The organism is Lentzea sp. NPDC003310 (assembly GCF_040610935.1).
Lineage (GTDB): Bacteria > Actinomycetota > Actinomycetes > Mycobacteriales > Pseudonocardiaceae > Lentzea.
Map to the genome: position 1 here is coordinate 42,306 of NZ_JBEXNC010000001.1, position 26,230 is coordinate 68,535.

Annotated in this window: 29 protein-coding genes; 13 read left to right on the plus strand and 16 right to left on the minus strand. The window is 71.6% G+C overall.

Translation table 11 applies throughout. The annotated features are described in order from the left end of the window. Positions 1–9 precede the first annotated feature (9 nt). Positions 10–777: a crotonase/enoyl-CoA hydratase family protein gene (locus ABZX02_RS00205; RefSeq protein ID WP_355293883.1), complete on the minus strand. Its 768-nt coding sequence runs from the start codon at positions 775–777 to the stop codon at positions 10–12. Between the two features lie 56 nt (positions 778–833). On the opposite strand from ABZX02_RS00205, the gene ABZX02_RS00210 reads away from it, so the two are divergent. Genes ABZX02_RS00210 through ABZX02_RS00225 form a run of 4 tightly spaced genes read left to right on the plus strand, consistent with a single transcriptional unit; the run spans position 834 to position 3,068 of the window. Then, positions 834–1,433: a sulfite oxidase-like oxidoreductase gene (locus ABZX02_RS00210; RefSeq protein ID WP_258949340.1), complete on the plus strand. Its 600-nt coding sequence runs from the start codon at positions 834–836 to the stop codon at positions 1,431–1,433. Further along, positions 1,403–2,140 carry a ferredoxin reductase gene (locus ABZX02_RS00215; RefSeq protein ID WP_355293884.1) on the plus strand — a complete coding sequence of 246 codons (738 nt, stop codon included), beginning with the start codon at positions 1,403–1,405 and terminating at the stop codon, positions 2,138–2,140. The genes ABZX02_RS00210 and ABZX02_RS00215 overlap by 31 nt, the downstream gene beginning before the upstream one ends. 14 nt (positions 2,141–2,154) lie before the next feature. Beyond that, the gene (locus tag ABZX02_RS00220; protein ID WP_355293885.1) at positions 2,155–2,412 is read left to right on the plus strand and encodes a DUF6510 family protein; all 258 of its coding nucleotides are present in this window, start codon (positions 2,155–2,157) and stop codon (positions 2,410–2,412) included. Further along, positions 2,409–3,068 (plus strand): HAD-IA family hydrolase, encoded by a 660-nt coding sequence (locus ABZX02_RS00225; RefSeq protein ID WP_355293886.1) that lies wholly within the window; start codon positions 2,409–2,411, stop codon positions 3,066–3,068. The genes ABZX02_RS00220 and ABZX02_RS00225 overlap by 4 nt, the downstream gene beginning before the upstream one ends. A gap of 5 nt (positions 3,069–3,073) precedes the next feature. Here ABZX02_RS00225 and ABZX02_RS00230 read toward each other — a convergent pair whose 3' ends face one another. Beyond that, positions 3,074–3,634: a dihydrofolate reductase family protein gene (locus ABZX02_RS00230; RefSeq protein ID WP_355293887.1), complete on the minus strand. Its 561-nt coding sequence runs from the start codon at positions 3,632–3,634 to the stop codon at positions 3,074–3,076. 213 nt (positions 3,635–3,847) lie between these two features. Here ABZX02_RS00230 and ABZX02_RS00235 point away from each other — a divergent pair, with 213 nt between their 5' ends. The 3 genes from ABZX02_RS00235 to ABZX02_RS00245 all read left to right on the plus strand — a co-directional run bounded on the left by ABZX02_RS00235 (position 3,848) and on the right by ABZX02_RS00245 (position 10,286). Continuing rightward, positions 3,848–6,943, plus strand: coding sequence for a PA14 domain-containing protein (locus tag ABZX02_RS00235; RefSeq protein WP_355293888.1), 3,096 nt, complete (start codon positions 3,848–3,850; stop codon positions 6,941–6,943). Positions 6,944–6,982: 39 nt separating this feature from the next. Further along, complete coding sequence (locus ABZX02_RS00240) at positions 6,983–7,996, plus strand: LacI family DNA-binding transcriptional regulator (protein ID WP_355293889.1); 1,014 nt, start codon at positions 6,983–6,985, stop codon at positions 7,994–7,996. A gap of 94 nt (positions 7,997–8,090) precedes the next feature. Beyond that, positions 8,091–10,286, plus strand: a complete 2,196-nt coding sequence (locus ABZX02_RS00245; protein ID WP_355293890.1) for a discoidin domain-containing protein — start codon at positions 8,091–8,093, stop codon at positions 10,284–10,286. Here ABZX02_RS00245 and ABZX02_RS00250 read toward each other — a convergent pair. Together ABZX02_RS00250 and ABZX02_RS00255 are read right to left on the minus strand one after the other, a co-directional pair. Then, positions 10,277–10,765 (minus strand): DUF305 domain-containing protein, encoded by a 489-nt coding sequence (locus ABZX02_RS00250; RefSeq protein WP_355293891.1) that lies wholly within the window; start codon positions 10,763–10,765, stop codon positions 10,277–10,279. The two genes, ABZX02_RS00245 and ABZX02_RS00250, sit on opposite strands and share 10 nt — an antisense overlap. A gap of 32 nt (positions 10,766–10,797) precedes the next feature. After that, complete coding sequence (locus tag ABZX02_RS00255; RefSeq protein WP_355293892.1) at positions 10,798–11,700, minus strand: DUF1996 domain-containing protein; 903 nt, start codon at positions 11,698–11,700, stop codon at positions 10,798–10,800. A gap of 278 nt (positions 11,701–11,978) precedes the next feature. On the opposite strand from ABZX02_RS00255, the gene ABZX02_RS00260 reads away from it, so the two are divergent. Next, positions 11,979–13,340, plus strand: a complete 1,362-nt coding sequence (locus ABZX02_RS00260; protein WP_355293893.1) for an oxygenase MpaB family protein — start codon at positions 11,979–11,981, stop codon at positions 13,338–13,340. A gap of 129 nt (positions 13,341–13,469) precedes the next feature. Here ABZX02_RS00260 and ABZX02_RS00265 read toward each other — a convergent pair whose 3' ends face one another. The 10 genes from ABZX02_RS00265 to ABZX02_RS00310 form a co-directional block, all read right to left on the minus strand. Further along, positions 13,470–13,772, minus strand: a complete 303-nt coding sequence (locus tag ABZX02_RS00265) for a hypothetical protein (RefSeq protein WP_355293894.1) — start codon at positions 13,770–13,772, stop codon at positions 13,470–13,472. 4 nt (positions 13,773–13,776) lie between these two features. Then, a complete protein-coding gene (locus tag ABZX02_RS00270; RefSeq protein WP_355293895.1) occupies positions 13,777–14,034 on the minus strand; it encodes a hypothetical protein in 258 nt (85 codons plus the stop codon). 6 nt (positions 14,035–14,040) lie between these two features. After that, on the minus strand, positions 14,041–14,226 hold the full coding sequence (locus ABZX02_RS00275; RefSeq protein ID WP_355293896.1) for a hypothetical protein: 186 nt from the start codon (positions 14,224–14,226) through the stop codon (positions 14,041–14,043). An 11-nt stretch (positions 14,227–14,237) separates the two neighbouring features. Then, on the minus strand, positions 14,238–15,284 hold the full coding sequence (locus ABZX02_RS00280) for a M12 family metallopeptidase (RefSeq protein ID WP_355293897.1): 1,047 nt from the start codon (positions 15,282–15,284) through the stop codon (positions 14,238–14,240). 84 nt (positions 15,285–15,368) lie between these two features. Further along, positions 15,369–16,496 carry a HAMP domain-containing sensor histidine kinase gene (locus tag ABZX02_RS00285; RefSeq protein ID WP_355293898.1) on the minus strand — a complete coding sequence of 376 codons (1,128 nt, stop codon included), beginning with the start codon at positions 16,494–16,496 and terminating at the stop codon, positions 15,369–15,371. Beyond that, positions 16,489–17,154 carry a response regulator transcription factor gene (locus tag ABZX02_RS00290; protein WP_355293899.1) on the minus strand — a complete coding sequence of 222 codons (666 nt, stop codon included), beginning with the start codon at positions 17,152–17,154 and terminating at the stop codon, positions 16,489–16,491. The genes ABZX02_RS00285 and ABZX02_RS00290 overlap by 8 nt, the downstream gene beginning before the upstream one ends. Positions 17,155–17,192: 38 nt before the next feature. Further along, positions 17,193–17,747: a VanZ family protein gene (locus ABZX02_RS00295; protein WP_355293900.1), complete on the minus strand. Its 555-nt coding sequence runs from the start codon at positions 17,745–17,747 to the stop codon at positions 17,193–17,195. A 69-nt stretch (positions 17,748–17,816) separates the two neighbouring features. Continuing rightward, positions 17,817–18,587 (minus strand): IclR family transcriptional regulator, encoded by a 771-nt coding sequence (locus tag ABZX02_RS00300; RefSeq protein ID WP_355293901.1) that lies wholly within the window; start codon positions 18,585–18,587, stop codon positions 17,817–17,819. A gap of 23 nt (positions 18,588–18,610) precedes the next feature. After that, on the minus strand, positions 18,611–18,988 hold the full coding sequence (locus tag ABZX02_RS00305; protein ID WP_355293902.1) for a PPOX class F420-dependent oxidoreductase: 378 nt from the start codon (positions 18,986–18,988) through the stop codon (positions 18,611–18,613). Continuing rightward, a complete protein-coding gene (locus ABZX02_RS00310) occupies positions 18,985–19,722 on the minus strand; it encodes an SDR family NAD(P)-dependent oxidoreductase (RefSeq protein WP_355293903.1) in 738 nt (245 codons plus the stop codon). Before ABZX02_RS00310 ends, ABZX02_RS00305 begins: the two co-directional genes overlap by 4 nt. 157 nt (positions 19,723–19,879) lie before the next feature. Between ABZX02_RS00310 and ABZX02_RS00315 the strand changes: the two genes are divergently transcribed. The 5 genes from ABZX02_RS00315 (at position 19,880) to ABZX02_RS00335 (ending at position 24,368) form a co-directional block, all read left to right on the plus strand. After that, the gene (locus ABZX02_RS00315; protein WP_355293904.1) at positions 19,880–20,308 is read left to right on the plus strand and encodes a hypothetical protein; all 429 of its coding nucleotides are present in this window, start codon (positions 19,880–19,882) and stop codon (positions 20,306–20,308) included. Between the two features lie 46 nt (positions 20,309–20,354). Next, a complete protein-coding gene (locus ABZX02_RS00320) occupies positions 20,355–22,619 on the plus strand; it encodes a hypothetical protein (protein ID WP_355293905.1) in 2,265 nt (754 codons plus the stop codon). After that, the gene (locus ABZX02_RS00325; protein ID WP_355293906.1) at positions 22,604–23,248 is read left to right on the plus strand and encodes a response regulator transcription factor; all 645 of its coding nucleotides are present in this window, start codon (positions 22,604–22,606) and stop codon (positions 23,246–23,248) included. The genes ABZX02_RS00320 and ABZX02_RS00325 overlap by 16 nt, the downstream gene beginning before the upstream one ends. Before the next feature lie 94 nt (positions 23,249–23,342). Continuing rightward, the gene (locus ABZX02_RS00330) at positions 23,343–23,969 is read left to right on the plus strand and encodes a hypothetical protein (protein ID WP_355293907.1); all 627 of its coding nucleotides are present in this window, start codon (positions 23,343–23,345) and stop codon (positions 23,967–23,969) included. Between the two features lie 57 nt (positions 23,970–24,026). After that, complete coding sequence (locus tag ABZX02_RS00335) at positions 24,027–24,368, plus strand: EthD domain-containing protein (protein WP_355293908.1); 342 nt, start codon at positions 24,027–24,029, stop codon at positions 24,366–24,368. On the opposite strand, the gene ABZX02_RS00340 is transcribed toward ABZX02_RS00335, so the two are convergent. Both ABZX02_RS00340 and ABZX02_RS00345 read right to left on the minus strand, forming a co-directional pair. Beyond that, entirely contained in the window at positions 24,349–24,999 is a 651-nt protein-coding gene (locus ABZX02_RS00340) for a response regulator transcription factor (protein WP_355293909.1), read from the minus strand. The genes ABZX02_RS00335 and ABZX02_RS00340 overlap by 20 nt on opposite strands. Continuing rightward, the gene (locus ABZX02_RS00345) at positions 24,996–26,129 is read right to left on the minus strand and encodes a histidine kinase (protein ID WP_355293910.1); all 1,134 of its coding nucleotides are present in this window, start codon (positions 26,127–26,129) and stop codon (positions 24,996–24,998) included. The genes ABZX02_RS00340 and ABZX02_RS00345 overlap by 4 nt, the downstream gene beginning before the upstream one ends. Positions 26,130–26,230: the final 101 nt, after the last annotated feature.

The following is a 26,230-nucleotide window of genomic DNA, read 5'->3' on the forward strand; positions in this document are numbered from 1 at the left end:
CCGGCCCGCTCAGCGACCGAACTCGCCGTGCCGCCCGGCCCCACCGGCGAACCGAGCCGCCCCGGCCACCCCCTCCGCCATCACCACCGGCACCCCCGCCACCCCTTCCGCCCGCAACGCCTCCGCCACCGGCAGGTCCAGCCCGCCGTACACCGAAGCCCGGTCCGCCAGCACGCACGCGAACGGGAACTCCGCGATCCGCGCGGCCAGCTCCACCGCGACCTCCACGGCCGTCCCCGGCTCCACCACCCGGTTCGCGAGTCCCATCGCCAACGCCTCGTCCGCCGCCACCGGCCGCCCGGTCAGGATCAGGTCAAGCGCCCGCCCCAAGCCGACGACGCGAGGCAGCCGCACGGTCCCGCCGTCGATCAGCGGCACGCCCCACCGCCGGCAGAACACCCCGAACACCGCGTCGCTCTCCACCACCCGCAGGTCGGCCAGCAGCGCGAGCTCCAGCCCGCCCGCCACCGCGTACCCGCTGACGGCGGCGATCACCGGTTTGCTCAGCTCCAGCCGCGTCGGACCCATCGGCCCGCTGCCCGCGGGGTCCAGCGGGTTGCGGCGCGCGGGATCCCCGACGGACGTCAGGTCCGCGCCGGCGCAGAACGTTCCGCCCGAACCGCAGAGCACGGCCACGCGCTGCGCGGGGTCCTCCTCGAACGCGAGGAAGGCGTCGCGCAGTGCGGCCGCCATCGGGCCGTCGACCGCGTTGCGGCGGTCCGGGCGGTTCATCCGGATGATCGTCACGGCACCGGTGTGCTCGACCAAGACGTCCAATGTGACCTCCGTGATCAGCAGTGGCGTTCGGCGCGCCGCTGTCGTCTACTGAAACGATGCCAATCGTCTCTCCCGGTTTCACCGGGCGGCGCCAGTCACCGGACGTGCAGTTGCCGCCCGGCCAGTACCTGGCGGAGGACTTCCCGGTGCTCACGGCGGGGCCGACGCCGCGGGTGACCACCGACCGGTGGCAGTTCACGATCAACACCGAGGCCGGTCAGCGCTACGACTGGTCGTGGCAGCAGTTGATGGAGCTGCCCGCGGAGAAGATCACCACGGACATCCACTGCGTCACCAAGTGGTCCAAGCTCGGCACGCGCTGGAAGGGCGTGTCGCTCGACGTGCTGCTGGAGGACGTCGAGACGGCGGCCGACTACGCGCTCGTCCAGTCCTACGGCGGGTACACCACGAACCTGCCGCTCGAGGACCTGGTCGACGGCCAGGCGTGGGTGGCGTACCGCTACGACGGCGACGAGCTCACGCCCGAGCACGGCGGCCCGGCGCGGTTGCTGGTGCCGCACCTGTACTTCTGGAAGTCGGCGAAGTGGGTCCGCGGGATCCAGTTGCTGCTCGAGGACGAACCCGGCTTCTGGGAAAGCGCGGGCTACCACGACTACGGAGACCCATGGCGCGAGCAGCGGTACCAGGGCGACTGACCTGGCGGGTGGCCGACCTGGCCGAGGCCACCGACATCACCAAGAGCGCGCGCGGCCTCGTCTTCGACGTGCCCGGCTGGCCCGGCCACCTGCCCGGCCAGCACGTCGACGTGCGGCTGACCGCCGAGGACGGCTACTCGGTGCAGCGCAGCTACTCGATCTCCTCCGCACCGGACGGGGACCGGGTCGAGCTCAGCGTGCAGCGCGTCGAGGACGGCGAGGTGTCGCCGTACCTATGCGACGTGCTCGAGCCCGGCCAGCAGGTCGAGCTGCGCGGACCGGTCGGCGGCTGGTTCGTGTGGCGCGCGACCGACCCGGCGCCGGTGACACTCGTCGCCGGAGGTTCGGGCATCGCGCCGTTGATGGCGATGATCCGCACGCGCGCCGCGCAGGGCAGCAAGGTGCCGTTCCGGCTGATCTACTCGGTGCGCACACCCGGGGACGTCTACTACGCCGACGAGCTCCGCCGGCGTGCGCGCGAGGACGGCGGGCTCGACGTCCACCTGGTGCACACGCGCGAGGCCCCGGACGGCGCGCCCGAACCGAAGCGCCTGGGCCTCGCCACGATCAACACCCACGCCTGGCCCGCCGACTTCGCCCCGAACGTGTTCGTGTGCGGGCCGACCGGGTTCGTCGAGACGGTGTCCGACATCCTCGTGGCACTGGGCCACGACCCCCGCCGCGTCCGCACGGAACGCTTCGGCTGACTAGGAGAGCACCGATGACCCACGTGGACGGCAACGCGCTGGCGGGCGACCTGCGGGAGATCTTCGCGGTCGACCTGACGGCGGCGACCGGGCAGTGCTCCGGCTGCGGCTACCGCGGCGCGGTGGCGAGCCTGCGCGTCTACCGCGACGCCCCCGGAGTGGTGGCCCGCTGCCCGCACTGCGAGGAGGTCGTGCTGAGGTTGGTGCGCGGCCGCGACCGCGCGTGGCTCGACCTGCGCGGCACGGTGAGCCTGGAGATCCCGCTGCAGTGAGGAACACGATGAACCTGTCCTGCCGAGGTGTGCTGTTCGACATGGACGGGGTGCTGGTCGACTCGACCGTGGCCGCCGAACGCGCCTGGACGCAGTGGGCGCACGAGTACGGCGTCGACCCCGCGGAGGTCATGAAGGGCCTGCACGGCCGGCGCGCCACGGACACCGTGCGGCTGCACGTGCCCGACGCCGTGCACGATGAGGCGTTGCGGCGCATCGACGACATCGAGATCGCCGACGCGGACGCGACCGAGCCCATCCCCGGTGCCCGGGAGCTGCTGGAGTCGCTTCCGGGCAACTGGGCGCTGGTCACGTCCGCCCCGCCGGACCTGCTCGTCGCGCGCCTGGCCGCCGCGGGCATGCCGGAGCCGCAGGTGGTGATCAACGGCCGCGACGTGTCGCGGGGCAAGCCCGACCCCGAGGGGTACCTGCTCGCGGCGGGCAAGCTCGGGCTGCCGATCGGCGAGTGCGTGGTCTTCGAGGACAGCGGCAACGGGGTCGCGGCGGGGCTCGCCGCCGAGCCCGCCGGCGTGATCGGCGTGGGGGAGAAGGCACTGCACACCGCCGCGCCCGTCGTCGTCCCCGACCTGCGCGCCGTCGAGTGGACCGGCGCCGGGCTGCGGGTGACCGAGGACCTCCGGCTCGCCGGGGGCTGAGCGGCTCAGCGCCGCTCGTACCTCGTCATCACGACCCCGCCCGGGAACTCCCGCGTCTGCACCAGGGTCAGCCCCAGCACGCCGTCGAGCGCCGGGAAGAACGGCGCGCCGCCGCCCAGCACGGCCGGGTGGGTCACGACCTCGTACTCGTCGACCAGCCCGGCCCTCATGGCCGCCGCGGCGAGCGTCGCGCCGCCCACCCTCATCGGCCCGCCTTCCCCGGCCTTGAGCCGGGTGATCTCGGCGACCGCGTCACCGCGCACCACGCGGGTGTTCCAGTCGACCTCGCCGACCGTCGAGGAGAACACCACCTTCGGCGTGTCCCGCCAGTTCCGCGCGAACGCCTTCTGCGCCGCGGTGGCGTCCGGCAGCTGGTCGCCCGTGGGCCAGTGCGAGCTCATCGCCTCCCACAGCCGGCGCCCGTACAGGAACAGCTCGACCGCCTGCTCCCGTTCGAGCCACCACTCGAACAGCTCGTCGCTCGACGAGCCCCAGCCGAGGTCGCCGTCGGCCGTGGCGATGTAGCCGTCCGCGCTCACGTTCATGCCGTAGACCAGTTTCCGCATGGCGTCATCCTTCCGTCGAACGTCCTGCCGCAGGTGGACCAACGCGGTGCGCCGAACTCATCGGTCGCTCCAAACGACCGGGGTCGTCCCGGAAACTTGTCCGGTTTGACATGGCCGATACCTCCGAACGGCCGTAGCCCTCGCGTTGATTCTTGTGCGTTGATGTGGGGGAGCGCTCTTACAACGTTGTAAAAACGAAGGGGATCTTCGCCGATGAAGAAAACCGCCCCCGTACTCGTCGCGCTGCTGCTGGCACTGGGCATAGCCCCCGGCACGCAGGCCGCCAGCGCCGCCGAGCCCGTGCACGGCCTGAAGGGCGAGTACTTCAGCATGTCGGCACCGGGCGCGCGGGACTTCGCGACCCTGGGCGGCACCGTGCTGGACGCCGACATCAACCAGGGCGACCTGACCGGTGTGTTCGCGTTCCTCAACGGGCGCACCGAACACACGACCGCGCGGTGGACCGGGCAGATCGCGGTGCCGCAGACCGGCGACTACACGTTCCACGCGATCGGCGACAACGGCTTCCGGCTGCTGATCGACGGCCAGCCGGTGATCGACCACTGGGTCGGCGACTGGGACCGCGAGCAGAACAGCGCCCCGGTGACGCTCACCGCCGGGCGCCAGTACGACTTCAAGCTCGAGATGTTCCAGGACGTCGGCGGCGCCAACATGTTCCTGCGCTGGTCGAGCGCGACCACGCCGAAGCAGCTTGTGCCGACGTCGGCGTTCACGCCGCCGGCCGACTTCGAGGTCGTGCCGCGCACGGCGGAGGTCTCCAGGGACGGCCGCACCCTCACCGCCGACTTCGGCGGCCGCGTCACCGGCACCAACGACCTCAAGGACCACCTGCGCATCGAGGTCGACGCCACCCCGTTCCCGATCTCGCTGATCACGACGAACCGGAACAAGGCGACGATCCGGCTGGGTGAGCGGGTGCTGAAGGGCCAGCGGGTCCGGATGTACTACGACGGCGCGGGCGCGCTCGCGGTCGACGGCCAGAAGGTCGAGAAGACCGCCCGCACGACCGGCAACGTCTCCACCGAGCGGCTCAAGACGCCGTGGGGCGAGAAGGTCGACCCGCGCAACCCGCTGCCGGAGTACCCGAGGCCGCAGCTGGAGCGGGACAAGTGGCTGAACCTCAACGGCCCGTGGGAGTTCGCCGCCGCCAAGGCCGGCGAGCAGCCGCAGTTCGGCAAGAAGCTGCGCGAGAAGGTCATCGTGCCTTACCCGATCGAGTCGCAGCTCTCCGGACTCGAACGGCACGAGGACCACATGTTCTACCGCCGCACGGTGAACGTCCCGCACGACTGGAAGATCGGCTCCGGCCAGCGGCTCAAGCTGAACTTCGGCGCCGTCGACTACCAGGCGAAGGTCTGGGTCAACGGCAAGCTCGTCACCGAGCACACCGGCGGCTACACGGCGTTCAGCGCGGACATCACGGACGCGCTGAAGCGCGGTGGTGAGCAGGAGATCGTCGTCGCGGTCACCGACACGACCGGCCCGAACCAGCCCAAGGGCAAGCAGTCGCCCAACCCCAGCGGCATCTTCTACACGCCGTCGTCGGGCATCTGGCAGACCGTGTGGCTGGAGCCCGTGGCGGACAAGGGGATCGACGAGATCAAGACGACCCCCGATCTCACCACCGGCTCGCTCAAGGTGAACGTCAAGTCCGCGGGCAACGCCACCGTCACCGCGGTCGCCCGCGACGCCAAGGGCAAGCAGGTCGGCACGGTCACCGGCGCGGCGAACTCCGACCTCGTGCTGCCGGTGCCGAACGCGCACCTGTGGACGCCGGACGACCCGTACCTCTACAAGCTCGACATCACGCTCGGCAAGGACAAGGTCAAGAGCTACTTCGGCATGCGCTCCACCGGCATCGCGAACGTCGGCGGCACCCCGAAGCTCACGCTCAACGGCCAGCCGATCTTCAACCTGATGCAGCTCGACCAGGGCTTCTACCCGGACGGCCTGAACACGGCGCCGAGCGACGAGGCGCTGGTCTTCGACCTGCAGGCGCAGAAGGACCTCGGCTTCAACTCGGTCCGCAAGCACATCAAGGCCGAACCCGCCCGCTGGTACTACCACGCGGACCGGCTCGGACTGCTGGTGTGGCAGGACTTCGTGGCCCTCGAGGACGGCAACAACCCGCTCTCGCAGGAGCGGTTCGTCAAGGAGGGCAAGGAGCTGATGCACCAGCTCCAGAACTACCCGTCCATCTACGCCTGGATCGTGTTCAACGAGGGCTGGGGCGAGTGGGACAAGACCGTCACCGGGCAGATCACCGACGAGGTCAAGGCGCTCGACCCGAGCCGGATCGTCAGCGCCCACAGCGGCGTGAACTGCTGCGCCTCCAAGGGCGACAGCGGCAAGGGCGACGTCATCGACCACCACGACTACAACAACACCGACCCGGCCCGCCCGGACGGCAAGCGCGTCGTGATGGACGGTGAGCACGGCGGCTTCACGCTGCGCACGCCCGGCCACCAGTGGCCCGGTGCGCCGATCGCGATCTACAGCGGCGTAGCGGACAAGGCGGCGCTGACGGCGAAGTACGTCGACAACACCCGCACCTTCTACCTGGGCCAGGCGCGCCAGGAGATGTCCGCGTCGGTCTACACGCAGGTGACCGACCTCGAAGGCGAGCTCAACGGCCTCTGGACCTACGACCGCAAGCGCATCAAGGTCGACCCCGGTCCCGTCCGCGAGATCAACCGGCGCGTCATCGAGGCCGGTGCCAACGCGGGCAAGCCGTACCCGTACGCGGGCAGCGGCGACTGGAAGCTGAACGAGACCAAGGGCACGACCGCCAAGGACTCGACGGGCAAGAACCCGCTCACGCTCAGCCCGACCGGCGCCACCTGGAAGGACGGCGCGCTGGAGTTCCGCGGCGGCTCGGCCGACACCTACGGCCCGGTGGTCGACACGACCAAGGACTACACCGTGTCCGCGAAGGTCCGGCTCGACGAGCTGCCCGGCAACTACGCCACGGCGGTGAGCCAGGACGGCCGGCAGGCGGAGAACCCCTTCTACCTGCAGTACGGCCAGGGCGCGTTCGCGTTCAGCACGCCGGGCGGCAACCGCGCCCGGTTCGAGGTCACGCCGGAGATCGGCCGCTGGTACGAGCTCAAGGGAGAGCGCAAGGGCACCGAGATCAGGCTCTACGTCGACGGCGCGCTGGTGGCCACCGCCACCGCCGGGCCGGCCACGCTGAGCACCGGCGCGTTCACCGTCGGACGCGCGAAGTACAACGGGCAGAACGTCGACTACTGGCGAGGTGCGATCAAGGACGTGGTCGTCACCTCCTGATCACGGGAGAACGCTCTCCGGCGTGGTACAACCGTCAGCATGAGCAAGGTTGCGCCCACGCTGGAGGACGTCGCCAGGGTCGCGGGAGTGTCTCGCGCGACGGTCTCGCGTGTCGTCAACGGCACGCGGAACGTCGATCCGGACATCCAGGAGACCGTGCGCAACGCGATCGAGCAGACCGGGTACACGCCCAACCGCGTGGCCCGGTCTCTCGTCACCCGGCGCACCGGCACGGTGGCGCTGGTGATCTCCGGCGCCGGGGGCGGGTCGGACGTCTTCACCGACCCGTTCTTCGGCCGCGTGACGGCGGGCGTGGTCGACTTCCTGCGCGGCCACAGCGTCCACCCGGTGCTGATGCTCGCCGACACCGACTCCGCGCGCACCGAGGTCGTCGAGTTCCTCCGCCAGGGCAGCGCCGACGGCGCGCTGCTGGTGACCACGCACGCCGCCGAGCCGTTGCCCGGCAGGCTGGTCGAGGCCGGTGTCCCGGCGGTGCTCTACGCCCGCCCCGGCAGCCCGATGCCGATCAGCTACGTCGACATGGACCACCGCGCGGGCGGCCGCATCGCCGCCGACCACCTGGTGGCGTCCGGGCGGTACAACATCGCCACGATCTCCGGCCCGATGGACGTGCTCGCGAGCCAGGACCGGCACGCGGGGTTCCGCGACGCCATGGCACGGCACGGTTTCCCGTTCGTCCCGACCGTCGAGGGCGGGTTCACCGCCGAGAGCGGCGCGGCGGCGATGCACCGGCTGCTCGCCGACACCCCGGACCTCGACGCGGTGTTCGCCGCGAACGACCTGATGGCCCAGGCAGCCGTGGACGTGCTGCTGGAGCACGGCCTGCGCGTGCCGGAGGACGTCGCCGTGGTCGGGTTCGACGACAGCGCGCCCGCGCTGTCCTGCCGGCCGCAGCTCACCACGATCCGCCAGCCGGTCGAGCGGATGGCGGCGCAGATGGCCGAGATGTTGCTCTCGGACCTGGAAAAACCGGGACAACGGCCGAAATCCGTCATCTTCGAACCGGAACTCGTCGTGAGGGCCTCCGCCTGATTGACCTGCCCGACACGCGGCGTTAACGTCCCTTGGGAGAGCGCTCTCACGCCCCTGTCCAAGGCTTTCCGCCCTTCCCCCGTCAGGCAGGATCATGGGCTCACCCCTGTCCAGGGCCGCCGCGTTCGCCGCTGCCGCCCTGTGTCTGGTCACGACAGTCAGCGCCACCTCGCAGGCCGGTGCCGCCGCCTGCGGCACCACCAACGTCGCTCTCGGCAAGACCGCCACCGCGTCCTCGACGGAGAACGGCGGCACGCCCGCGTCGGCCGCCGTCGACGGCAACACCGGCACGCGCTGGTCGTCGCAGTTCTCGGACCCGCAGTGGATCCAGGTCGATCTCGGTTCCACGCAACAGGTCTGCCGCGTCGCCCTGAACTGGGAGGGCGCGTACGGCAAGGCGTTCCAGGTCCAGGTGTCCGACACGGCGGCCGCCAACTCGTGGCGCGACGTCTACTCGACGACCACGGGCACGGGCGGCACCCAGTCGCTCGACGTCAGCGGGTCGGGCCGCTACCTGCGCGTGCTCGGCACCCAGCGCGGCACCGGCTACGGTTACTCGTTGTGGGAGCTGGGCGTCTACACCGGCACCCCGGACGTCCCCGGTGTCACGCCGACCGATCCGCGCAACCCGGACTTCGGTCCGAACGTGCACGTCTACGGCCCCGGTTCGTCGCAGGCGGAGATGCAGTCGCGCCTCGACACCATCGCCGCGCAGATGAAGACGAACCAGTTCGGGCCGCAGCGGCACGCGGTGCTGTTCAAGCCCGGTACCTACAACGCCGACGTCAACCTGCGCTTCTACACCCAGATCGTCGGTCTGGGTCTGATGCCGGACGACGTGAACATCAACGGCCACATCAGGGTCGAGGCCGACTGGCTGCAGCAGGGCAACGACCCCAACAACCTCGGCAACGCCACCCAGAACTTCTGGCGCGGCACCGAGAACCTCTCGGTCACGTTGCCTCCCAACCAGATCGAGCGCTGGGCCGTCTCGCAGGCCACCGCGTACCGGCGGATGCACCTGCGCGGACAGCAGCACCTGTGGAACGGCTACGACGGCTGGGCCAGCGGTGGCCTGATCGTCGACAGCAAGATCGACGGCGTGGTCGTCTCCGGTTCGCAGCAGCAGTTCCTCACCCGCAACAGCAACCTCGCGGGCGGCTGGTCGGGCTCGGTCTGGAACATGGTGTTCGCGGGCACCCAGGGCGCCCCGCCCAACAACTTCCCGAACCCGTCGCACACCACCGTCGACACCTCCCCGGTGACGCGCGAGAAGCCCTACCTGTACTTCACGAGCTCCGGTGAGTACCGGGTCTTCCTGCCCGCGCTGCGGCAGAACTCGCGTGGCACGAGCTGGGAGAACGGCAACCCGGGCACCTCGGTGTCGCTCGCGGACTTCTTCATCGTCAAGCCCGGCACGCCGGCGGCGACGATCAACGCGGCTCTCCAGCAGGGCAAGCACCTCCTGCTCACGCCGGGCATCCACCAGCTCGACGACACGATCCGGGTCACCCGCCCGAACACCGTCGTGCTGGGCCTCGGCCTCGCGACCCTGACGCCGGCCACGGGCAGGGCCGCGCTGACGACGTCCGATGTGGACGGTGTGCGCCTCGCCGGGTTCCTGGTCGACGCGGGCGTGCAGAACTCCCCGGTGCTGCTGGAGGTCGGTGACTCCGGTGCGGTCTCGCACGCGGCGAACCCGACGTCGCTGCACGACGTGTACCTGCGCGTCGGCGGGTCGCAGGCCGGCAAGGCCACCGTCAGCATGCGGGTGAACAGCCGCAACACCATCATCGACCACACCTGGGTGTGGCGCGCCGACCACGGCGAGGGCGTCAGCTGGACCGCGAACCCCGGCCAGAACGGCGTGATCGTCAACGGCGACGACGTGATCGCGTACGGGTTGTTCGTCGAGCACTACCAGCAGCACAACCTGATCTGGAACGGCAACGGCGGCCGCGTCTACCTGTACCAGAACGAGCTGCCGTACGACCCGCCGAACCAGGCCGCGTGGATGAACGGCACCAAGCGCGGCTGGGCCGGGTACAAGGTGTCGGACAACGTGACCACGCACCAGGCGTTCGGTGTCGGCGTGTACTGCTTCAACCAGGCGAACCCGAGCGTGGTCACCGACAACGCCTTCGAGGCGCCGAACCGGTCGGGAGTCCGGTTCACGCACCTCGTGGCGGTCTCGCTCGGTGGCGTGGGCACGATCGCCAACGTCATCAACGGCACGGGCGGTCAGGCGGACCTGGCGAACCAGGTCCGGTACGTCGTGAACTACCCCTGACCGAGCCGCGTGAGCTGATCCCTGCGGGATGACTCGACGGACGCCGCGAACTCCTTGGTCGCGGCGTCCGTTCCGTTCTCGAGCTCGCTCCGCGCGAGCTTGGCCGTCTGGTCCAGGTGCTCGTGCAGCTTCTTCGCGAGCGACGAGGGGTCCGTCCGGATGGCCAGCAGGTCGGCCGCCGACACCAGGCCCGGCATCTGGTGGCCGGCGTGCACGTTGGTGTCCGGCAACCCCGCGCGGTCGCGCAGCTGTCGCAAGTGGACGAGCTCGGTCTCGTGCGACGCCCTGAGCTCGCGGGCGAACTCCGCCAGCGGGGCCGGGGCCACGTCGAGCGCGGGCAGCAGCTGCTCGTTCATCGGGATCATCAGCTGGACCCACGCCGTGTCGGTCGCGTTGAACGGCGAGGCCTGCGGCGCGGGCGGGGGAGCGGGCGCGGCACACCCCGCGAGCAGCAGCAAGGCGGAAACACCCCAGGGCACGCGCCGCCCTGGGGTGCATGAGGCGAGGAACCTCACCGCGGCAACCGGTAGTCCGGTCCGAGTGCGGCACCCCGGTGGGGCTTGTAGAGGTCGTAGCCGCGTGGGTCGCACTGCAGCCCGCCGTTGATGCAGTGCCGGACCAGGGCGGCCTGGGTGGGTGCGTCCCAGGCGTTCATGAAGTCGTAGTGCCAGGTGTAGCCGCGGCCGCTCGACAACCGGACCCGCGACATGTCCCCGGACACCGGGAACGCCATCTTGAACTCGATCATCGGCACCGCCACGGGGTGGCTCGGCGGGCACACGAGCGTCGCGCGGTCCGGGTAGGCCATGTGCGACTTGTGGTCCGCCGAGTCGAGGTCACGGCCGTTCCAGCAGCTCGGCGCCTGGTAGCGGACGTTGAGCTGGGTGCCGGGCGGGCAGTACGCCGGGAAGTCGTAGTTGTGGAAGCTGTCGCCGCACTCCCAGCCCTCGACCGCGCCGGGCGCGGTGCGGAACTGCTCCTGCGTCGCCGTCGGGCTGCCGACCACGAACCGGATGCCGGGCGGGAACGGCACCACGTCCTGGTACCGCAGGATGCCGGACTTGTAGTAGATGACCTGCGGGAAGTTCGGCGGCACGATCTGGTCGCCGTTGTAGACCGAGGGGAACCAGTACGCGGACTTGTCGTCCGGCGTCCTGCAGTTGGTCTGCGCCCCCTTGAGGGAGTCGTTGGTGCTGCGGGCGTTCGTCGACGGGTTGCCGAGGAACGTGTGCATGTGCGACGCGCCCGGAAGTCCCGGGAAGACGATCGGGTCGTCCGGGAGGTGGGTCGTGACCGAGCAGTTCGCCTGGAACTCGTGGTGCGTGACCAGGTCGTCGGCCTGGGCCGACTGGGTCACCACCACCGCTGCCACCAGGGCAGCCGTCATCGCCAACGCGCTGAGTTTTCGGGACACCTGTGTCCTCCTGCCGAGTGGGGAAACCGGCTTGGAGAGCGCTCTCCCAAACAGCGTCCCGCCCGGCCGCGCGAGGTGTCAAGACCGGTTCTTTGACAGTCGCGGCGTCTGGTCGTACCGTTCGGCGGCAGGGTTGTGAGAGCGCTCTCCTCGCACTTCCCCGTGTCGGGGCAGGCGTGATGGCGCGCGTCCGCCCGCGCGGCCAAGCGGGTGGATCTTGTTACCGCATGAGGTGAATGTCGTTCTCCGGTCCCGGCCTCGTGACTAGCTTCGGAACGATGACGGTCGAAGTGGCGCTGGGTCCGGGGACGAGCACGTGGGAGCACCTCGGGCAGTGGCGGTACCTGCTGGTGATGCACCGGTCGCTGGTGTTGCAGTCCGCGCACCCCGCCGTGGGCGCCGCGGTCGCCGAGTTCTCCGTCTACAACGCGCGACCGTGGCGGCGACTGCTCCGCACGATCGAAAGCCTGCACACGTACGTCTACGGCAGTGCGTCCGAGCAGCGCCGTGAACTCGCGCGCCTGGAACGGTTGCACCGCAGGATGCAGGGCCAGGACGGCTACGGCCGGGCGTTCGACGCGGGCGACACCTCGTCCAGGGCGTGGGTGCACCTGACGCTGTTCGAGGCCGTGCTGACGATGCAACGCCTCGGCGGCGATCCGCTCTCGGCCGAGGAGACCGGCCGCTTCTACGGCGAGTGGCGCCACGTCGGCCGGCGGTTCGGCCTGCGCGAGGAGGACCTGCCGGCGACGCTGGAGGAGTTCCACGCCTACTTCGACCGGGTGGTCGCCGAGGTGCTGGAGGACAACGCGACGGTCCGGGACCTGTTGTCGGGCAGCGTCTACCGCGTGCCGCCACCTCCCGGACTGCCGGTTCCCGGGCTGGTGTGGGCGCCGCTGCGGTTCGCCCTGGTGACCGCCGCCGTCCAGGCCACCACGGCGACCCTGCCACCGGTCTACCGCGAACGGCTGAGGCTCGCGCAGGTCCCCGGAGTGGACCTTGTGGTGCACGGGCTGCACCAGGCCGTGCGGATGATCACCGACGTGCTGCCCAAGCCGTGGCGGTACATGCCGCTGGCCGCCGCCTCGATCCGGGCGGCGGAGTCCCCGGCCGCCGCGGTCGTGCCCGAGTCGTTCTTCGAGACGGTGCTGGACCAGAGCGGCGACGGCGTGCTGCGGTGGAGCGACCTGCTCGCGATGGCCCGGGAGATCAGCACGCACCTCGACCTGGACGAGAAGGACGAGGACGCGGTGCACGACGCGTTCCGCTCGTGGTGGGAACAGCTCGCCGCGGCCACCGGCACCCCGCCGGACGGCAACGTGACCCTGGCCGCGTACAACGTCGCGCTGGTCGACGGCGCGTACCCCGGCCCGCCCGACCGCGAACGCGGGTACGGCGCCGTGGCGGCCGCGGTCCGCCGGCTGATCGACCGCGACGGCAACGGCGAGGTGCGGCAGGACGAGTACACCCGGCTGCTCGACCACAGCCCGCAGCGGCACGAGCTGATCGCGGCGTTGCGGGAGCTCGACCACGACGGCGACGGCACCGTGCACGGTGACGAGCTGGAGCAGGCGCTGCGGGAGTTCCTGGTGGGGGAGCGGGACTTCGAGGCGGCGCGCCACCTGCTCGGCCGCGTGTAGGGCGGGCACCCGGCGGGGTGCCGGGCGGGGGTGCGGCGGGGTCCGCGCAGGCCGGTGCGGCCGCACCCACCGTGCCGCGGCGTCCGCGCAGGCCGGTCCGTCCGCACCCGCCGTTCCGCGGACCCGTCCTCAGACGACCTCCACCCGCACCACCACCCCGTCCACGGGCTGGACGGCGGCCGTGCTCACGAGATCTCCGTGCCGGACCTGTCCGTCGCCGCTCACGTCCACGTGCGCGGCGACGTCCCCGCCGTCCCCGTCCAGCTCGAACGGCAGGCGCTGCTCGGCGGTGTCGTCACGGGAGAACTCGCGGACGTGCTCGGCCGTCGTGACGGCCGGTGCGTCCGCGAGCGTCACGTCGAGCAGCCGCACCCGCAGCACCGCCCGGCCGAACGCGGGCGTGCCGGCCGGGATCACCACGACGCCGTCCACGTGCTCAGTTCAGCACGGCGAAGCGGGCCTCGATGTCGACGGGGCCGCCGGTGAGGTTGCGGATCTCGATGAAGTACTTGATCAGTCCGGCGGCCTGCCGGTCGACCTGCACCTTCCACTCGATCTGCGCGCCGCCGTCGACCACCGGCCACGTCGGCACCACCATCCACACGACCCGCCAGCTCTCCGGCCAGCTGTGGGTGAACCAGCGCCGCGACGTCCCGCCCGGCACCTGTCCTCGGAACTGCACACCAAGTCGCATCGGGACTCACTCTCCTTCTGGTGCGGGACCGGCGTCCTCGGCCGCGTGCGAGGCCTCCTCGGCCACGACGTCCGCGCTGTCGTCGGTGGCGTCGGGGGCGGCACCGCCGTCGTCCGCGGCGGCGGGCGGCTCGGCGGACACCAGGTCGTCGAGCGAGGCGGGGGCGGCCCCGCCGTCGAGGTCGGCGCTCATGGCGGCTCCTCTCACAGGGCGCTCGGCGACCAGCCGAGCACGTCGTAGCGGGCCTCGACGTCGACGGGGCCGCCGGTGAGGTTCGTGATGGCGAGGAAGTACTTGAGCAGGCCGCCGGACTGCCGGGTGACCTGCGTGGTCCACTCGATCTGCGCGCCGCCGTCGACCGCTGGTGCCGTCGGCACGACCGTCCAGAGCACGTACCAGTGGGCGGGCCAGCTGTGGGTGAACCAGCGCTTGGTGGTGCCGGCGGGCACGGACCCGGTGAACTGCACGCCCCGGAACACCGCCGCCGGTTCGAGACCCGCGTACATCGCCCGCACCGCCGCGCAGTCGCCGGGGCTGAGCCCGTCGCGCTGGCCGATCTCCACGTTCTGGAGCGGCGTGACGGTGTCGCGGCTCGTGTCGATCGCGAACGCCCACCGCGGGTAGTGCATGATCGAGTGGTAGTCGTACGGGCCGATGTCGTCGCCGTCGGTGATGTGCTGGTTGAAGTTGTGGGCGTGCTGCTGCTGGACGTTCGTGAAGTCGATGCGCACGAAGTTGTTGCGGTCCTCGCGGCTCTGCTCGTGCCACAGGCCGACGCTGTGCCCGATTTCGTGAATCGTCGCACCGGTGCCGCACGCGGCCGCCAGGGTGATGTTCTGCCGGTTTCCGCGCATGCCCACCGGGGAACTGCACCCGCCGCCCGGCTGGAAACGAATGAAATTCGTGTCCGTCGCGGTGCGCGGCACCAGGCGAATTCGGGTGTTGCGTTCCCGGTGCGCGATCGCGTTGTGCACGCGGGCCTGGTCCGGCAGGGCCGCGTCGATCTCGAACGGCACCCGCCCGCCGGGCCAGCGGAACTGCTGACCAGGGATGATCACGCCCTCGGGGTGGACGTCACCCTCCTGGACGAGCGTGAGCACGATGTCGCCCTCGACCATCGGCTCGCCGTCGACCACGGTGTAGAGAACGGCTTTCCCGCCCTGGGTCCGCGTTTCGATCACACCGGTTCTCAGCTCGGGTCCGACGCGGAACTGGCCGCTGCCGGTCACCTCGCCACTCGGCTCGGTCATGTCGTCCTCCCCGTCGGTGCGGAAGACGAACAATCGTGATCCCGTGCGGTATTACCGGCCTAGAGTCGAAAGGCTCCATGGCATTCACCGAATTGATGGATTTCCCCAAGCGGGGCTGTAACGGAATTGCGGCGAGGGACGACCAGGAAGCCGGATCGTGACGCGCAGGCCGCCTTCCGGGCGTGCGGCGACGTCGACCGCGCCGTCGTGCGCGCGGACCACGCTGTGCACGATGGCGAGCCCGAGTCCCACGCCCGCGTGGTCGTCGTCGCGGACCCGCTCGCCGCCGCGCTGGAACGGCTCCGTGAGCGTCGGCACCAACTCCGCGGCGAGGACCCGCCCGGTGTTCTCGACCCGCACGACGCACGCCTGGTGCTGCGGTTCGGTGTGGACGGTGACCACGCCGCCGGACGGGAGGTTGTGCACGATCGCGTTCTGGACGAGGTTCGTCACCACCCGCAGCAGCAGTTCCGGGGACCCGTCGGTGATCGCGGTCGAGCCGGTGACGTCGAGCGTGATCCCGCGCCGTTCGGCCAGGGGCAGCAGCGTCTCGGCGGCCTCCTCGGCGACCAGCGAGAGGTCGACGGGCTCGCGCGTGAACGTGCCGCGCTCGCCTCGGCTGAGCAGCAGCAGGGCCTCGGTCAGGTCGATCGCGCGACGGCTCGCGGTGTGCAGCCGGTCGAGCAGCTCTCCATCCACTTTGGACGGGTCCTGGCGCGCGACGTCCAGCAGCGACTGGGAGATCGCGAGCGGTGTGCGCAGCTCGTGCGAGGCGTTGGCGGCGAACCGCCGTTGCTCGGCGACGTGCGACTCGAGCTTCTCCAGCATGGTGTCGAAGACGTCGGACAGCTCGCGGAACTCGTCCGCCTTGCCCGGCAACCGGATCCGGTGCGCGAGCGATCCCTTCGCGGCCTGCCGCGCCGCGTCGGTGATCTTGTCGAGCGGGGCGAGCATGCGGCCCGCCAGCAGCCAGCCGCCGATCAGGCCGAACGCCACCAGGAACAGCATGGCGACCGCCGCGGCCCGGCCGAAGATGCGGCTGAGCAGGTAGCGGTTGGGGCTCGTGAAGAGCAGGCCCTGGTCCTTGTCCGGCACGTAGCGCAGCAGGTACCACCAGGCCACCGCGATCAGCACGACGCCGGACACCACGACGATGCCCGCGTAGCTCAGCGTGAACTTGAGGCGGGCGCTCAGGCCGGGGGTCCTAGGCATCGGCGTCGATGCGGTAGCCGACACCGGGCACCGTCGCGATGAGCCACGGCTCGCCGAGCCGCTTGCGCAGCGCCGAGACCGTGATGCGGACGGCGTTGGTGAACGGGTCGGCGTTCTCGTCCCAGGCGCGTTCCAGCAGCTCCTCGGCGCTCACGACCCCGCCCTGCGCCCCGACGAGCACCTCGAGCACCGCGAACTGCTTGCGGGTCAGCGCGACGTAGTTCCCGTCGCGGAAGACCTCGCGCCGGAACGGGTCGAGCCGCAGCCCGCCGATCTCGGTGACCGGCGGCCGGGCATACGCGCGCCTCCTGGCGAGGGCCCGCAGCCGCAGCACCAGTTCGCGCAGCTCGAACGGCTTGGTCAGGTAGTCGTCGGCGCCGAGCCCGAACCCGGAGGCCTTGTCGTCGATCCGGTCGGCGGCGGTGAGCATGAGGATCGGCATGCCGCTGCCGGACGCGACGATCCGCCGGGCGACCTCGTCCCCGGACGGGCCGGGGATGTCGCGGTCGAGCACCGCCAGGTCGTAGGAGTGGACGCTGAGCATCTCGAGGGCCGTGTCGCCGTCCCCGGCGATGTCGGCGGCGATCGCCTCCAGCCGGAGCCCGTCCTGGACCGCCTCGGCCAGGTGGGGTTCGTCCTCGACGATCAGCACGCGCATGCCGCCAGCCTAGGCACGGCGGCATATCGCGGGCATATTCAGACGGTGACCAGGTGGCGTTCGGGCACGGCCGCGGGCTTCGGGCGCCACCACCAGCGGGACAGCAGGGAGGCCAGTGCCGCGCCGATCGCGTTGAGCAGCACGTCGTCCACAGAGGACACCCGGTCGAGGTGCAGGGCGAACTGCAGGACCTCCAGGAACGCCGAGCAGGCCGCCCCGAGCGCCAGCACCCGCCACACCGACCGCAGTGCCGCGAACCGCAGCGGGGCGAAGAAGCCCAGTGCGGCGAACACCAGCATGTTGCCGACGATCTGCCCGGCGTCGCGGTGCGCCACCAGGTCGGCGATGTCCGCGAACGGCACGAGGCTGAGGCCCGGTCCCGAGCCCGGCAGCATGATCAGCCAGACCCAGGGCAGCGTGCCCCAAACCATGCCGGCGTCGGCCAGCGCCGTGCGCCACGGGTGGTCGCGGTGGGCGAGCTTGCGGCGGAGCCCGAGGAGCAGGGCCACGAGCACGGCCACCGGGATGCCGAGGACCCCGCCGACCACGACCCCGGTCTCCGTACCGACCCACTCCTGCCAGGTGTTGAGCACCTGCCGAGTGAACTCGCCCGCCCGTTGCGAGGACGTACGCGTTTTTCGATACGCGGACGATATGCGGGGTCAGTACGGGGTGTGGCCCTGCAGGATCGACCGCAGGCGCTCCATCTCCTCGACCAGCGTGCGGGCGGCCGCGTCCCGTTCGCGTGGCCCGAAGCGCGACTCCGGTGCGATCACGCAGTAGGCCGCCAGCCCCTCCCGCACCCACGGCACGGGCGCGGCGATCGACACCGAGCCCGCCACGGTCTCGCCGCCGCTGACCGTGTAACCGCGGCGCCGGCCGACCGCCAGTTCGGCGAGCAGGGCGTCCGCGCCGCCGATCGGGGCCGGCACGTCCGGTTCCCGCAGCAGCGCGCGGACCTCGGACTCCGGGAGACCCAGCAGCAGCGCCTTGCCCGCGGCACCGCGCGTGATCGGGAAGTCCGCGCCGATGCCCGCCTCGGCACGGGTGACCTGCGGACTCGGCATCTCCTGCGTGCACGTGCACCGGTTGCCGAGCCGCCAGTAGACCGCGACGGTCTCGCCGGTCAGCGCGCGCAGCCTGACCAGGCTCGTCTGCGTCTGGGCGACGAGCGCGTCGCGGTGCAGCATCACCCCGGCCAGGCGGAGGATCTCCGGGCCGGGGCTGTAGGCGCGGGTGGAGCGGTCGAGCACCAGGAAGTTCTCCGCCTCCAACGCGCGCAGCAACCGGTACGCGGTGGGCAGCGAGTAGCCGAACAGGTCGGCGACCTCGGGACCGGTCAGCGTCGGCCGCGCCGCCGTGAACGCGTGCAGGATCTTCAGCGCGCGGAAGACGCTCTGCGTGCCGGTGACCGACGGCTCGACGGTGTCCACGAGCCGATTCTGGCCGGGCAGGATCAGAACGTCACCTCGACACCGACCCACGGGTCCTGCCTGCGCCGGATCGTGTACCAGGCCTTGGCGAGGCGGGCGAGCGGCGTCCTGCGGGCCATCAGCCGGTACGCGCGCTCGGTCTCCTCGCGGTCGAGCACGCGGGCGGTGCCCTCGATGCTCCGCCCGTCCGCGGGGATCCGGCCGGCGTTGTCGCACGGTGCGACGACCACGCGGGGGTTGTTGCGCAGCCGCTTGAGCTTGCCCGTGCCGGCGTAGCTGAGGACGTAGAGCGCGTCGCCGCTGACGACGCCACCCACCGGCGTGGCGACGGGCGTGCCGTCCCGGCGGAACGTGGTGAGGCTGACGGTGCTGCTCTTCGCGAGCTGGTCGAGTGAGGTCATCGGGTGCCTGCCGGGAGGTCGAAGGTGATGCCGGTGAGCTGTTCGGAGCGGGTCCACAGCCGGGCGGCGAGGGCGGCGTCCGCGCGGGCCGGCACGACGACGGGGGAGCCCGCGGTGCCGAACCTGGGACCGAAGTGGAGTCCTCCCGCCGCGTCCGGGTCGGTGAGCGCGCGCAGGGCGGGCCAGGCGCCGCGGGCCTTGCTCTGGACCGGCCACCGCAGGGGGAGGTTCTCGACCGCGAGTCCCGGGTGCGCGGCCAGCGAGCGGACGTCCACACCGGACCTCCGGAGCCTGCGGTCGAGCTCGAACGCGAACAGCAGGACGGCGTGCTTGGACTGCGCGTAGGACTTCTCGTCGTGCGGGTCGTACTTCACGAACCGGGTCATGACGCTGCCGGTCGAGACCACCCGGCCGCCCGTGAGCGACGGCAACGTGAGCGCGGTGAGCGCGAAGTGGCCGAGGTGGTTCGTCGCGAACGCGCGCTGGTCGTCGTTGGTGCCCGCGTTCAGGACCAGGCCGTCCAGCCGGTCCAGTTCGGACAGCCGGGCGGCCGCCGCGGCGACCGAGTCGAGGTCGGCCAGGTCGAGCCGGACGGTCGCCCGGCCGCCGCGCGCGAGCGTCACGACCTCGGCGCCCGCCTCGGTGAGCCGGTCGGTGAGGTGCCGGCCGATGCCCGCGGTGCCGCCGGTGACGGCGTACGTCCTGCCGGTCAGGTCGGGTGGAGTCCAGGTCATGACGCGAGTGAACGGAGCCGTTTCCGGGGGTGTCAAACCCCGGTCACATCGTGACTCCGGCGCGGTCCGCCGATTACATCGTGACTCCGTATTCGCAGCTCAGGCACTATTTGCCGGCACGTTGAAGGGGAAGCTCGCCCGTGGTTAGCGTGCCGATGTGGAGATCTTCTCGAAGGCCCGCGAGCAGCTGTTCCGGGAGCGCGGTGCGGCGGGCTGGACCGTGGGAGTGGCGGGGGTGATCGCCCTCGGGCTGGGTGTGCTGGGGCTGCTGAACCAGGACGCGCAGCTGGCGGCGGTGGGTTTGGAGCCTGCCGCCTACCCGGCGGACGACCCGTTGCGCGTGACGATGACGAGCACGTCGATCGCGGCGGTGAACACCGGCGCCCTGTACGTGCTGGGCGTGGCGAAGGGCTGGTCGTGGTTCCCCGCGGTGACGGTCGCGACCCGGTCCGCGCAGGCCGCCGGATTCCTGACGATGATCGCGCTCGGCAAGGCGCCGACGTCGTACGTGGGCGCGGCCGTGTGGGAGGCGGCCGGCGCGGTGATCACGGCCGGAGCCCTCTGGTGGGACAGGCGCTCGCGCTGAGCACCCGCTTTCGCGTCGCCGGGCCGGGTCACGCAGAATGCGAGACGTGCTGGAGGCGAGGCTGCTGGCGACGGTGTCCCGTCTCGCGGGTCCCGTCCGAGGCGCCGGCGTAGTCCTGATCAGCCTGTTCGGCGCCTTCTCGGTGAGCTCGCCGCTCGGCTGGTGGCTGTTCGCGGCCGTCGCCGTGAGCACCGTCGCCGACTTCCGCCTGCCCCGGATAGCGCTGCCGGTGGCGTTCCTGCGCGTGGTGGTGCTCTCGGTGCTGCTGGGCGCGGACGCCGACCAGTGGGTCCTGACGGTGCTCACCACGACGCTGATCACCTGGCAGTGGCAGTGGCCCCTCCGCGTCACGATCCCGGCCACGGCCGCGCTCCTCGCCGTGCAGGTGGTCACCACCGGCCCGGCGGTGCTGGTCAGAGCCGTGCTGGAGTCGGTGCTGGCCCGCCTGGCGTACGAGCTCCTGCGCAGGTCCAGCCGCCGCGTGGACCAGCTGCGCGAACGAGCCGCCGAACGCGACGTCGCCGCCGCCGTGGCCCTCGACCAGAGCAGGCGGGAGCGCGAGTACCTGGCGTTGCTGCACGACACGGCGGCGGCGACGTTCCTGATGGCCGCACACGGCGGCAACCCGGCGGACGTCGCCGCCCAGGCCCGCCGCGACCTCGTGGTGCTGGCCGAACGCGACGTGCCGGGCACCGTGGACCTCGGCGCCGCACTGACGGCGGTCAGCCTGGACAGCACCGTGCGGGTGCGGGTCGACGCCTCGGTGGTGCCGGTGCCGGCGGGGGTCGCGCTGGCGTTCGTCCGGGCCGTGCGGGAGCTGCTGGCGAACGTCGAGCGGCACGCGGGCACCGGTGAGGCCTCGGTGTCGGTGACGGCCGGCCGGGGTGCGGTGGTCGTGGTGGCGGACCGGGGGCGGGGGTTCGTCGTGGACGAGGTGCCGGAGCACCGGCGTGGGCTGCGCGGGTCGGTGGTCGGGCGGCTGGAGGCGGTGGGCGGGACGGCGGTGGTGGAGTCGGGGGCCGGTGGGACGGTGGCCCGGCTGGAGTGGTCGCGGACGGCTGACGACGCGAGCTCCGGGGTGGGCGGTGGTGTGGGGCCGGGCGACGGTGCGAGTTCCGAGGGTGGTGCGCGGCCAGACGACGAGACGAGGCCGGGCGGGGAGGTGCAGCCGCGTCGTGGGACGCAGCCCGCTCACGCCGACCCTTCGCGGCCCGACCTCGCCGCGCCCGACACCTCCCAGTCCACCCCCACCCCACCCGCCACCGACCAGGCCGTCTTCACCACCACCCGCCAGGTCCTGCTGGTGGTCGTCTCCGCCGTCCAACTCGTCCTCACCCTCCCGTCCCTCGTCAGCCACCCCCACGCCCCACCCGCCTACCTCGCCTACGCCCTCCTCACCGCCGTCCTCGCCACCGTCGCCGGCCAGGTGGCCGCCCACACCCCGACCAGAGCCGCACTGGCCGCCGCACCCCTGGCGGCGTCCGTCCTCGCCACCACCGCGCTCCCGCCGGGTGCGTCGTTCGGTCCGGCGGACTGGGCGTTCGGGCTGGTCGGCTGGTACCTGCTGCTGGTCCTGTTCGACAAGCCCGCTGCCTTCGTCGGCGCGCTCACCGCCCACCTCTGCTTCAGCGTCGCCTGGTTCGCCCACGGCGGGGGCGGTGACGTCGGGACGGCCGGGGTGGTGATCCTCAGCGGCACCAGCTTCCAGGTCGGGGTGCTCGTGATCACGCGCGTGCTGGAACGGGACGCCCGGCTCGCCGCCGAGGCCGCTGCCGCGCTGGACGCCGCGCGCACCAAGGAGGTGCTGGCGCGGCGGCGGGAGCAGGACCTGCGGGCCGGGTTCGAGGGGCAGTTGGGGGCGCTGCTGCCGTTGCTGGCCGACCTCGCCGACGAGCGGGTCGGCGCGGACGAGCCGGACACCCGGTTGCGGTGTTCGGTGGCGGCCGTGCAGTTGCGGAGGTTGTTCGCGGAGAACGACGACGTGCCCGACCCGTTGCTGCACGAGCTGACGGCCTGTGTGGACGTCGCCGAACGGCGTGGTGTCGTGGTGTCGCTCGCCGTCAGCGGGACGGCCACGCCGGTGCCCACGGAGGTGCGGCGGGAGCTGGTCGCGCCGATGGCCCAGGCTCTCGCCGCGGCGACCGGGCGTGCGAAGGTGAGCCTGTTGCGCACCGCGACCGAGGTGCGGGTGGCCGTGGTCGCGGACGCGCGCCGGGCGTTGCCGGAAAGCCACGACACGAGTGCGGTCAGCGTGGAGACGAGTGTCCACAGCGGACTGGTGAGGAGCGAGGCGCGATGGCGGACGACGTGACGGCGGTCGTGGTCGACGACCACCCCGTGGTGCGCGCGGGGGTCGCGCACTGGCTGTCCACCGCGGGCGTCGAGCTCGTGGCGAGCGGCGAGGAGCCCGAGGTCGCGTGGTCCGGGCCCGGCGCCACGGCCGACGTCGTGGTGCTCGACCTGCACCTCGGTGGCGTCGCGCCCGCCACGTCCGAACTGCGCAAGCTCGTCGAGAACGGCCGCCGGGTCGTGGTCTACTCGATGCGCGCGGACGACGAGATCGTGTTGCAGTGCCTGGAGATCGGCGCCCTCAGCTACCTCACCAAGGCCGAGGGGGCGGACCACCTCGTGCAGGCCGTCAGGGCCGCGGCCGAGGGCCAGTCGTACACGCCGCCCGCCCTCGCCGGCGCGCTCGCGGGCGACCGGTCCGAGACGCGGCCCGCTCTCTCGCCGCGCGAGACCGAGGTCCTGGTCGAGTGGTTCCAGTCCGAGTCGAAGGAGTTCGTGGCGCAACGCCTGAACATCACGCTCAGCACGGTGAACTCCCACCTGGAGCGGATCAGGGTCAAGTACGCGGCGATCGGCCGGCAGGCACCGACGAAGGCGGCTCTCGTCGCGCGGGCCATCCAGGACGGGCTGATCGGCCTCGACGACCTCTGACGGCCGGGTGTGGTGTGAACGACCGATACCGCCGCTGCGACATCCGGCCTAACGTGCGGGGCACCCCTGGTTCCGCAGTCCGAGGAGTTCCGCAGTGACGCACGCCCGTGGCCCCCTGTTCATCGCCGCCGCCGCGACGGCGGGCCTGCTGCTGTCCGCCTGCGGCTCGGAGACCGGCGGGTCCGCCTCGCCGGCCACGGACACGACGACCACCACCACCGCCACGAGCACCGAGAAGACCAGCGCCTCCAAGGAGGCCACGCCCGCGGGCGGCGACGTCACCGCTCCCGGCACGAAGCTCAAGGTCGGCGCCCGCGCGGTCATCCCGTTCGCCTCCGGGGACAAGAACGGCACGATCGCCGTCACGCTCACCGCGATCGAGGCGGGCGCGAAGGAGGACCTCGCGAAGTTCGGCGACAAGGCCAAGGGCATCTCGCCGTTCTACCTGCGGGTCAAGGTCGAGAACCTGAGCGGCACCGACCTCAGCTACACCTCCGTCTCGCTGCGCGGTCTCGGCGCCGACGGCAAGGGCACCGGCGTGATCATCAGCGGCGACACCCCGAACTGCGACTCCACCAGCGCGCCCAAGACCTTCAGCGCGGCCGGCGAGACCTACGAGACCTGCGTGCTGACCGCGGCACCGGACGGCCTGAAGGTCGCGGCCGGCGAGTACAACCGCGGCGACGGCTACACCAAGTCGCCGGTGGTCTGGGAGAGCTGAGCCGCGGGGCGCACGAGGGGTTCCCGCGGCTCAGCAGGTCTCCTAGGGTGGTGATCCGTGATCACCACCATGGCCTTCCTGAAGGCCCGTGAGGGCATGAGCAGGGAAGAGTTCGTCGACTACTACGAGAACCACCACGTGCCGCTGATCCTCGGCATCGGTTCCGGCCCGTTCCACTACGTGCGCAACTACCTGCCGCCCCGCGACGAGCAGGGGTTCCCGGCGGAGTTCGACGTCGTGACGCACATGAAGTTCGCCGACGCGGCCACCCGCCGGACCTGGCTCTCGCTCGTCCTCGCGCCGGGTTCCGGGGTGGCGGAGGACGAGGAGCGCTTCCTCGACCGCTCCCGGACACGGTCCTGGATCGTCGAGGAACGGGTCACCGCACCAGACCGTTGATGTGCGCGTACGCCACGGCGTGCACGCGGTCGCGCAGGCCGAGCTTGGCGAGCACCCGGGACACGTGGGTCTTCACCGTCTCGTCGCCGACGTGCAGCCGCGCGGCGATCTCGGCGTTGCTGTGGGCCGCCGCGACCAGTTGCAGCACCTCGCGTTCGCGCGCGGTCAGCGACTCGAGCTCCGGCGGCGTCGGGGGAGGGGCGAGGCTGACGGCGAACCGCGCGATCAGCCGTTGCGTGACCGACGGGTCTATCAACGCGTCCCCGCGCGCCGCGACGCGCACCGCCGAGATCAGCTCCTCCGGCGGCAGCGACTTCAGCAGGAACCCGCTGGCACCGGCCTTCAACGCCCGGTAGACGTACTCGTCGGTGTCGTAGGTCGTGAGCAGCAGGACCTTCGTGCGGTTCGCGGGGTCGGCGAGGATCATCTCCGTCGCGCCGAGCCCGTCGAGCTTGGGCATCCGGATGTCGAGCACCGCCACGTCCGGGCGCAGCCGCGCGACCTCGGCCACGGCGGCCCTGCCGTCCGCCACCTCCGCGACGCAGTGGAGGTCCTCCTGGGTGTCGAAGATCGCGCGCATGCCCGAGCGCAGCATCGCGTGGTCGTCGGCCAGCAGCACCGACAGCGTCATGACGCCTCCAGGGGGAACGTGACGACGGTGCGCCACGTGCGGCCGTCCGCTTCCAGTCCGGACCTCGTGGTGCCGGCGAACATGCCCGCGCGGTTGCGGATGCCGACCAGGCCGCGGCGCACGGAGCCGGAGTCGTCACCTGCTCCCGCGACGTTGCACGCCGAGACGGTCAGCGATTCCAGTTCGTACTCCAGCGTCACCGTCACGCCGGACGCGTCGCCGTGCCGCAGCGCGTTGGTCAGCATCTCCTGGATGATCCGGTAGACGGTGATGTCCAACGACTCCGGCACCTCCCGCCGCGGTCCGCGCACCTCGAGCCGGGCGGGCATGCCCGCCGCGCGGACGCCGTCGAGCAGCTCGTCGAGGTTGTCGAGGCCGGGCTGCCGCGCGCCCTCGGACTTGTCGCCGTGCAACAGGTCCAGCAGGTGCCGCAGGTCGACCATGGCCGCCCGGCTGGAGGTCTCCACGGCCCGCAACGAGTTCGTCAGCTTCGGGTTGCCCTCCGGCAGCCCGAGCCGCGCCGCGCCGGCGTGCAGGTTGATCGCGCTGACGTGGTGGATGATCACGTCGTGCAGGTCGCGGGCGATCGCGCCGCGCTCCTCGGTGACCGCCTTGGTCACGGCGGCCTTCGCGTCCTTCTCCGCCATCGCCGACTGCTTCTCCAGCTCGGCGAGGTACGCGCGGCGGGCCGTCGTGTAGCGGCCGACGAGCCACGGGAGCAGCGCGCCCTTGCCCGCCACCAGCACCGCGGTGAGCCAGCCGAAGTCCTGCAGCGCGATGCAGGCGATCCACCCGGCCGCGAGCACGGCGAGCGACGCGTACGCCGGGGTGCCGCGCAACCACGCCCCCGCCCGGTACCCGGCGATGAGCATGCCGGCGTCGTTGGCGTCGAACCCGTTGTGCCAGGCGAGGACGACGAACACCGGGACGGCCGCCTGCGCCACCGCCACCCACAGCGACAGCCGCGCGGGACCGGCGAGCATCGCGTCCACGGCCAGCGTCAGCAGCAGCACGATCACCGTCTGCGGCAACGGTTCGCCGTCGAGCAGCACGAACGCGCCGTCGACGACCATGCACACGGACGCGACCAGCCACGACTGGTGCTTGAGGGGCAGCTTGATCAGATCCATCGGGGGTGATCCTGCCGCATCGCGTCCCTGAGGACCTCCCGCTTCGCAGGGGTCGCGCATCCCCCGCGCGGGGGATGCGGTTTCCGACTCCGCAGTGACGC

Bases quoted from the DNA above. Each gene is read 5' to 3' on its own strand.
- ABZX02_RS00210 (WP_258949340.1), top strand. From the start codon at position 834: ATGCCAATCGTCTCTCCCGGTTTCACCGGGCGGCGCCAGTCACCGGAC.
- ABZX02_RS00215 (WP_355293884.1), top strand. From the start codon at position 1,403: ATGGCGCGAGCAGCGGTACCAGGGCGACTGACCTGGCGGGTGGCCGAC.
- ABZX02_RS00220 (WP_355293885.1), top strand. From the start codon at position 2,155: ATGACCCACGTGGACGGCAACGCGCTGGCGGGCGACCTGCGGGAGATC.
- ABZX02_RS00230 (WP_355293887.1), bottom strand. From the start codon at position 3,634: ATGCGGAAACTGGTCTACGGCATGAACGTGAGCGCGGACGGCTACATC.
- ABZX02_RS00235 (WP_355293888.1), top strand. From the start codon at position 3,848: ATGAAGAAAACCGCCCCCGTACTCGTCGCGCTGCTGCTGGCACTGGGC.
- ABZX02_RS00240 (WP_355293889.1), top strand. From the start codon at position 6,983: ATGAGCAAGGTTGCGCCCACGCTGGAGGACGTCGCCAGGGTCGCGGGA.
- ABZX02_RS00245 (WP_355293890.1), top strand. From the start codon at position 8,091: ATGGGCTCACCCCTGTCCAGGGCCGCCGCGTTCGCCGCTGCCGCCCTG.
- ABZX02_RS00260 (WP_355293893.1), top strand. From the start codon at position 11,979: ATGACGGTCGAAGTGGCGCTGGGTCCGGGGACGAGCACGTGGGAGCAC.
- ABZX02_RS00270 (WP_355293895.1), bottom strand. From the start codon at position 14,034: ATGCGACTTGGTGTGCAGTTCCGAGGACAGGTGCCGGGCGGGACGTCG.
- ABZX02_RS00275 (WP_355293896.1), bottom strand. From the start codon at position 14,226: ATGAGCGCCGACCTCGACGGCGGGGCCGCCCCCGCCTCGCTCGACGAC.
- ABZX02_RS00280 (WP_355293897.1), bottom strand. From the start codon at position 15,284: ATGACCGAGCCGAGTGGCGAGGTGACCGGCAGCGGCCAGTTCCGCGTC.
- ABZX02_RS00285 (WP_355293898.1), bottom strand. From the start codon at position 16,496: ATGCCTAGGACCCCCGGCCTGAGCGCCCGCCTCAAGTTCACGCTGAGC.
- ABZX02_RS00290 (WP_355293899.1), bottom strand. From the start codon at position 17,154: ATGCGCGTGCTGATCGTCGAGGACGAACCCCACCTGGCCGAGGCGGTC.
- ABZX02_RS00305 (WP_355293902.1), bottom strand. From the start codon at position 18,988: ATGACCTCACTCGACCAGCTCGCGAAGAGCAGCACCGTCAGCCTCACC.
- ABZX02_RS00310 (WP_355293903.1), bottom strand. From the start codon at position 19,722: ATGACCTGGACTCCACCCGACCTGACCGGCAGGACGTACGCCGTCACC.
- ABZX02_RS00325 (WP_355293906.1), top strand. From the start codon at position 22,604: ATGGCGGACGACGTGACGGCGGTCGTGGTCGACGACCACCCCGTGGTG.
- ABZX02_RS00340 (WP_355293909.1), bottom strand. From the start codon at position 24,999: ATGACGCTGTCGGTGCTGCTGGCCGACGACCACGCGATGCTGCGCTCG.
- ABZX02_RS00345 (WP_355293910.1), bottom strand. From the start codon at position 26,129: ATGGATCTGATCAAGCTGCCCCTCAAGCACCAGTCGTGGCTGGTCGCG.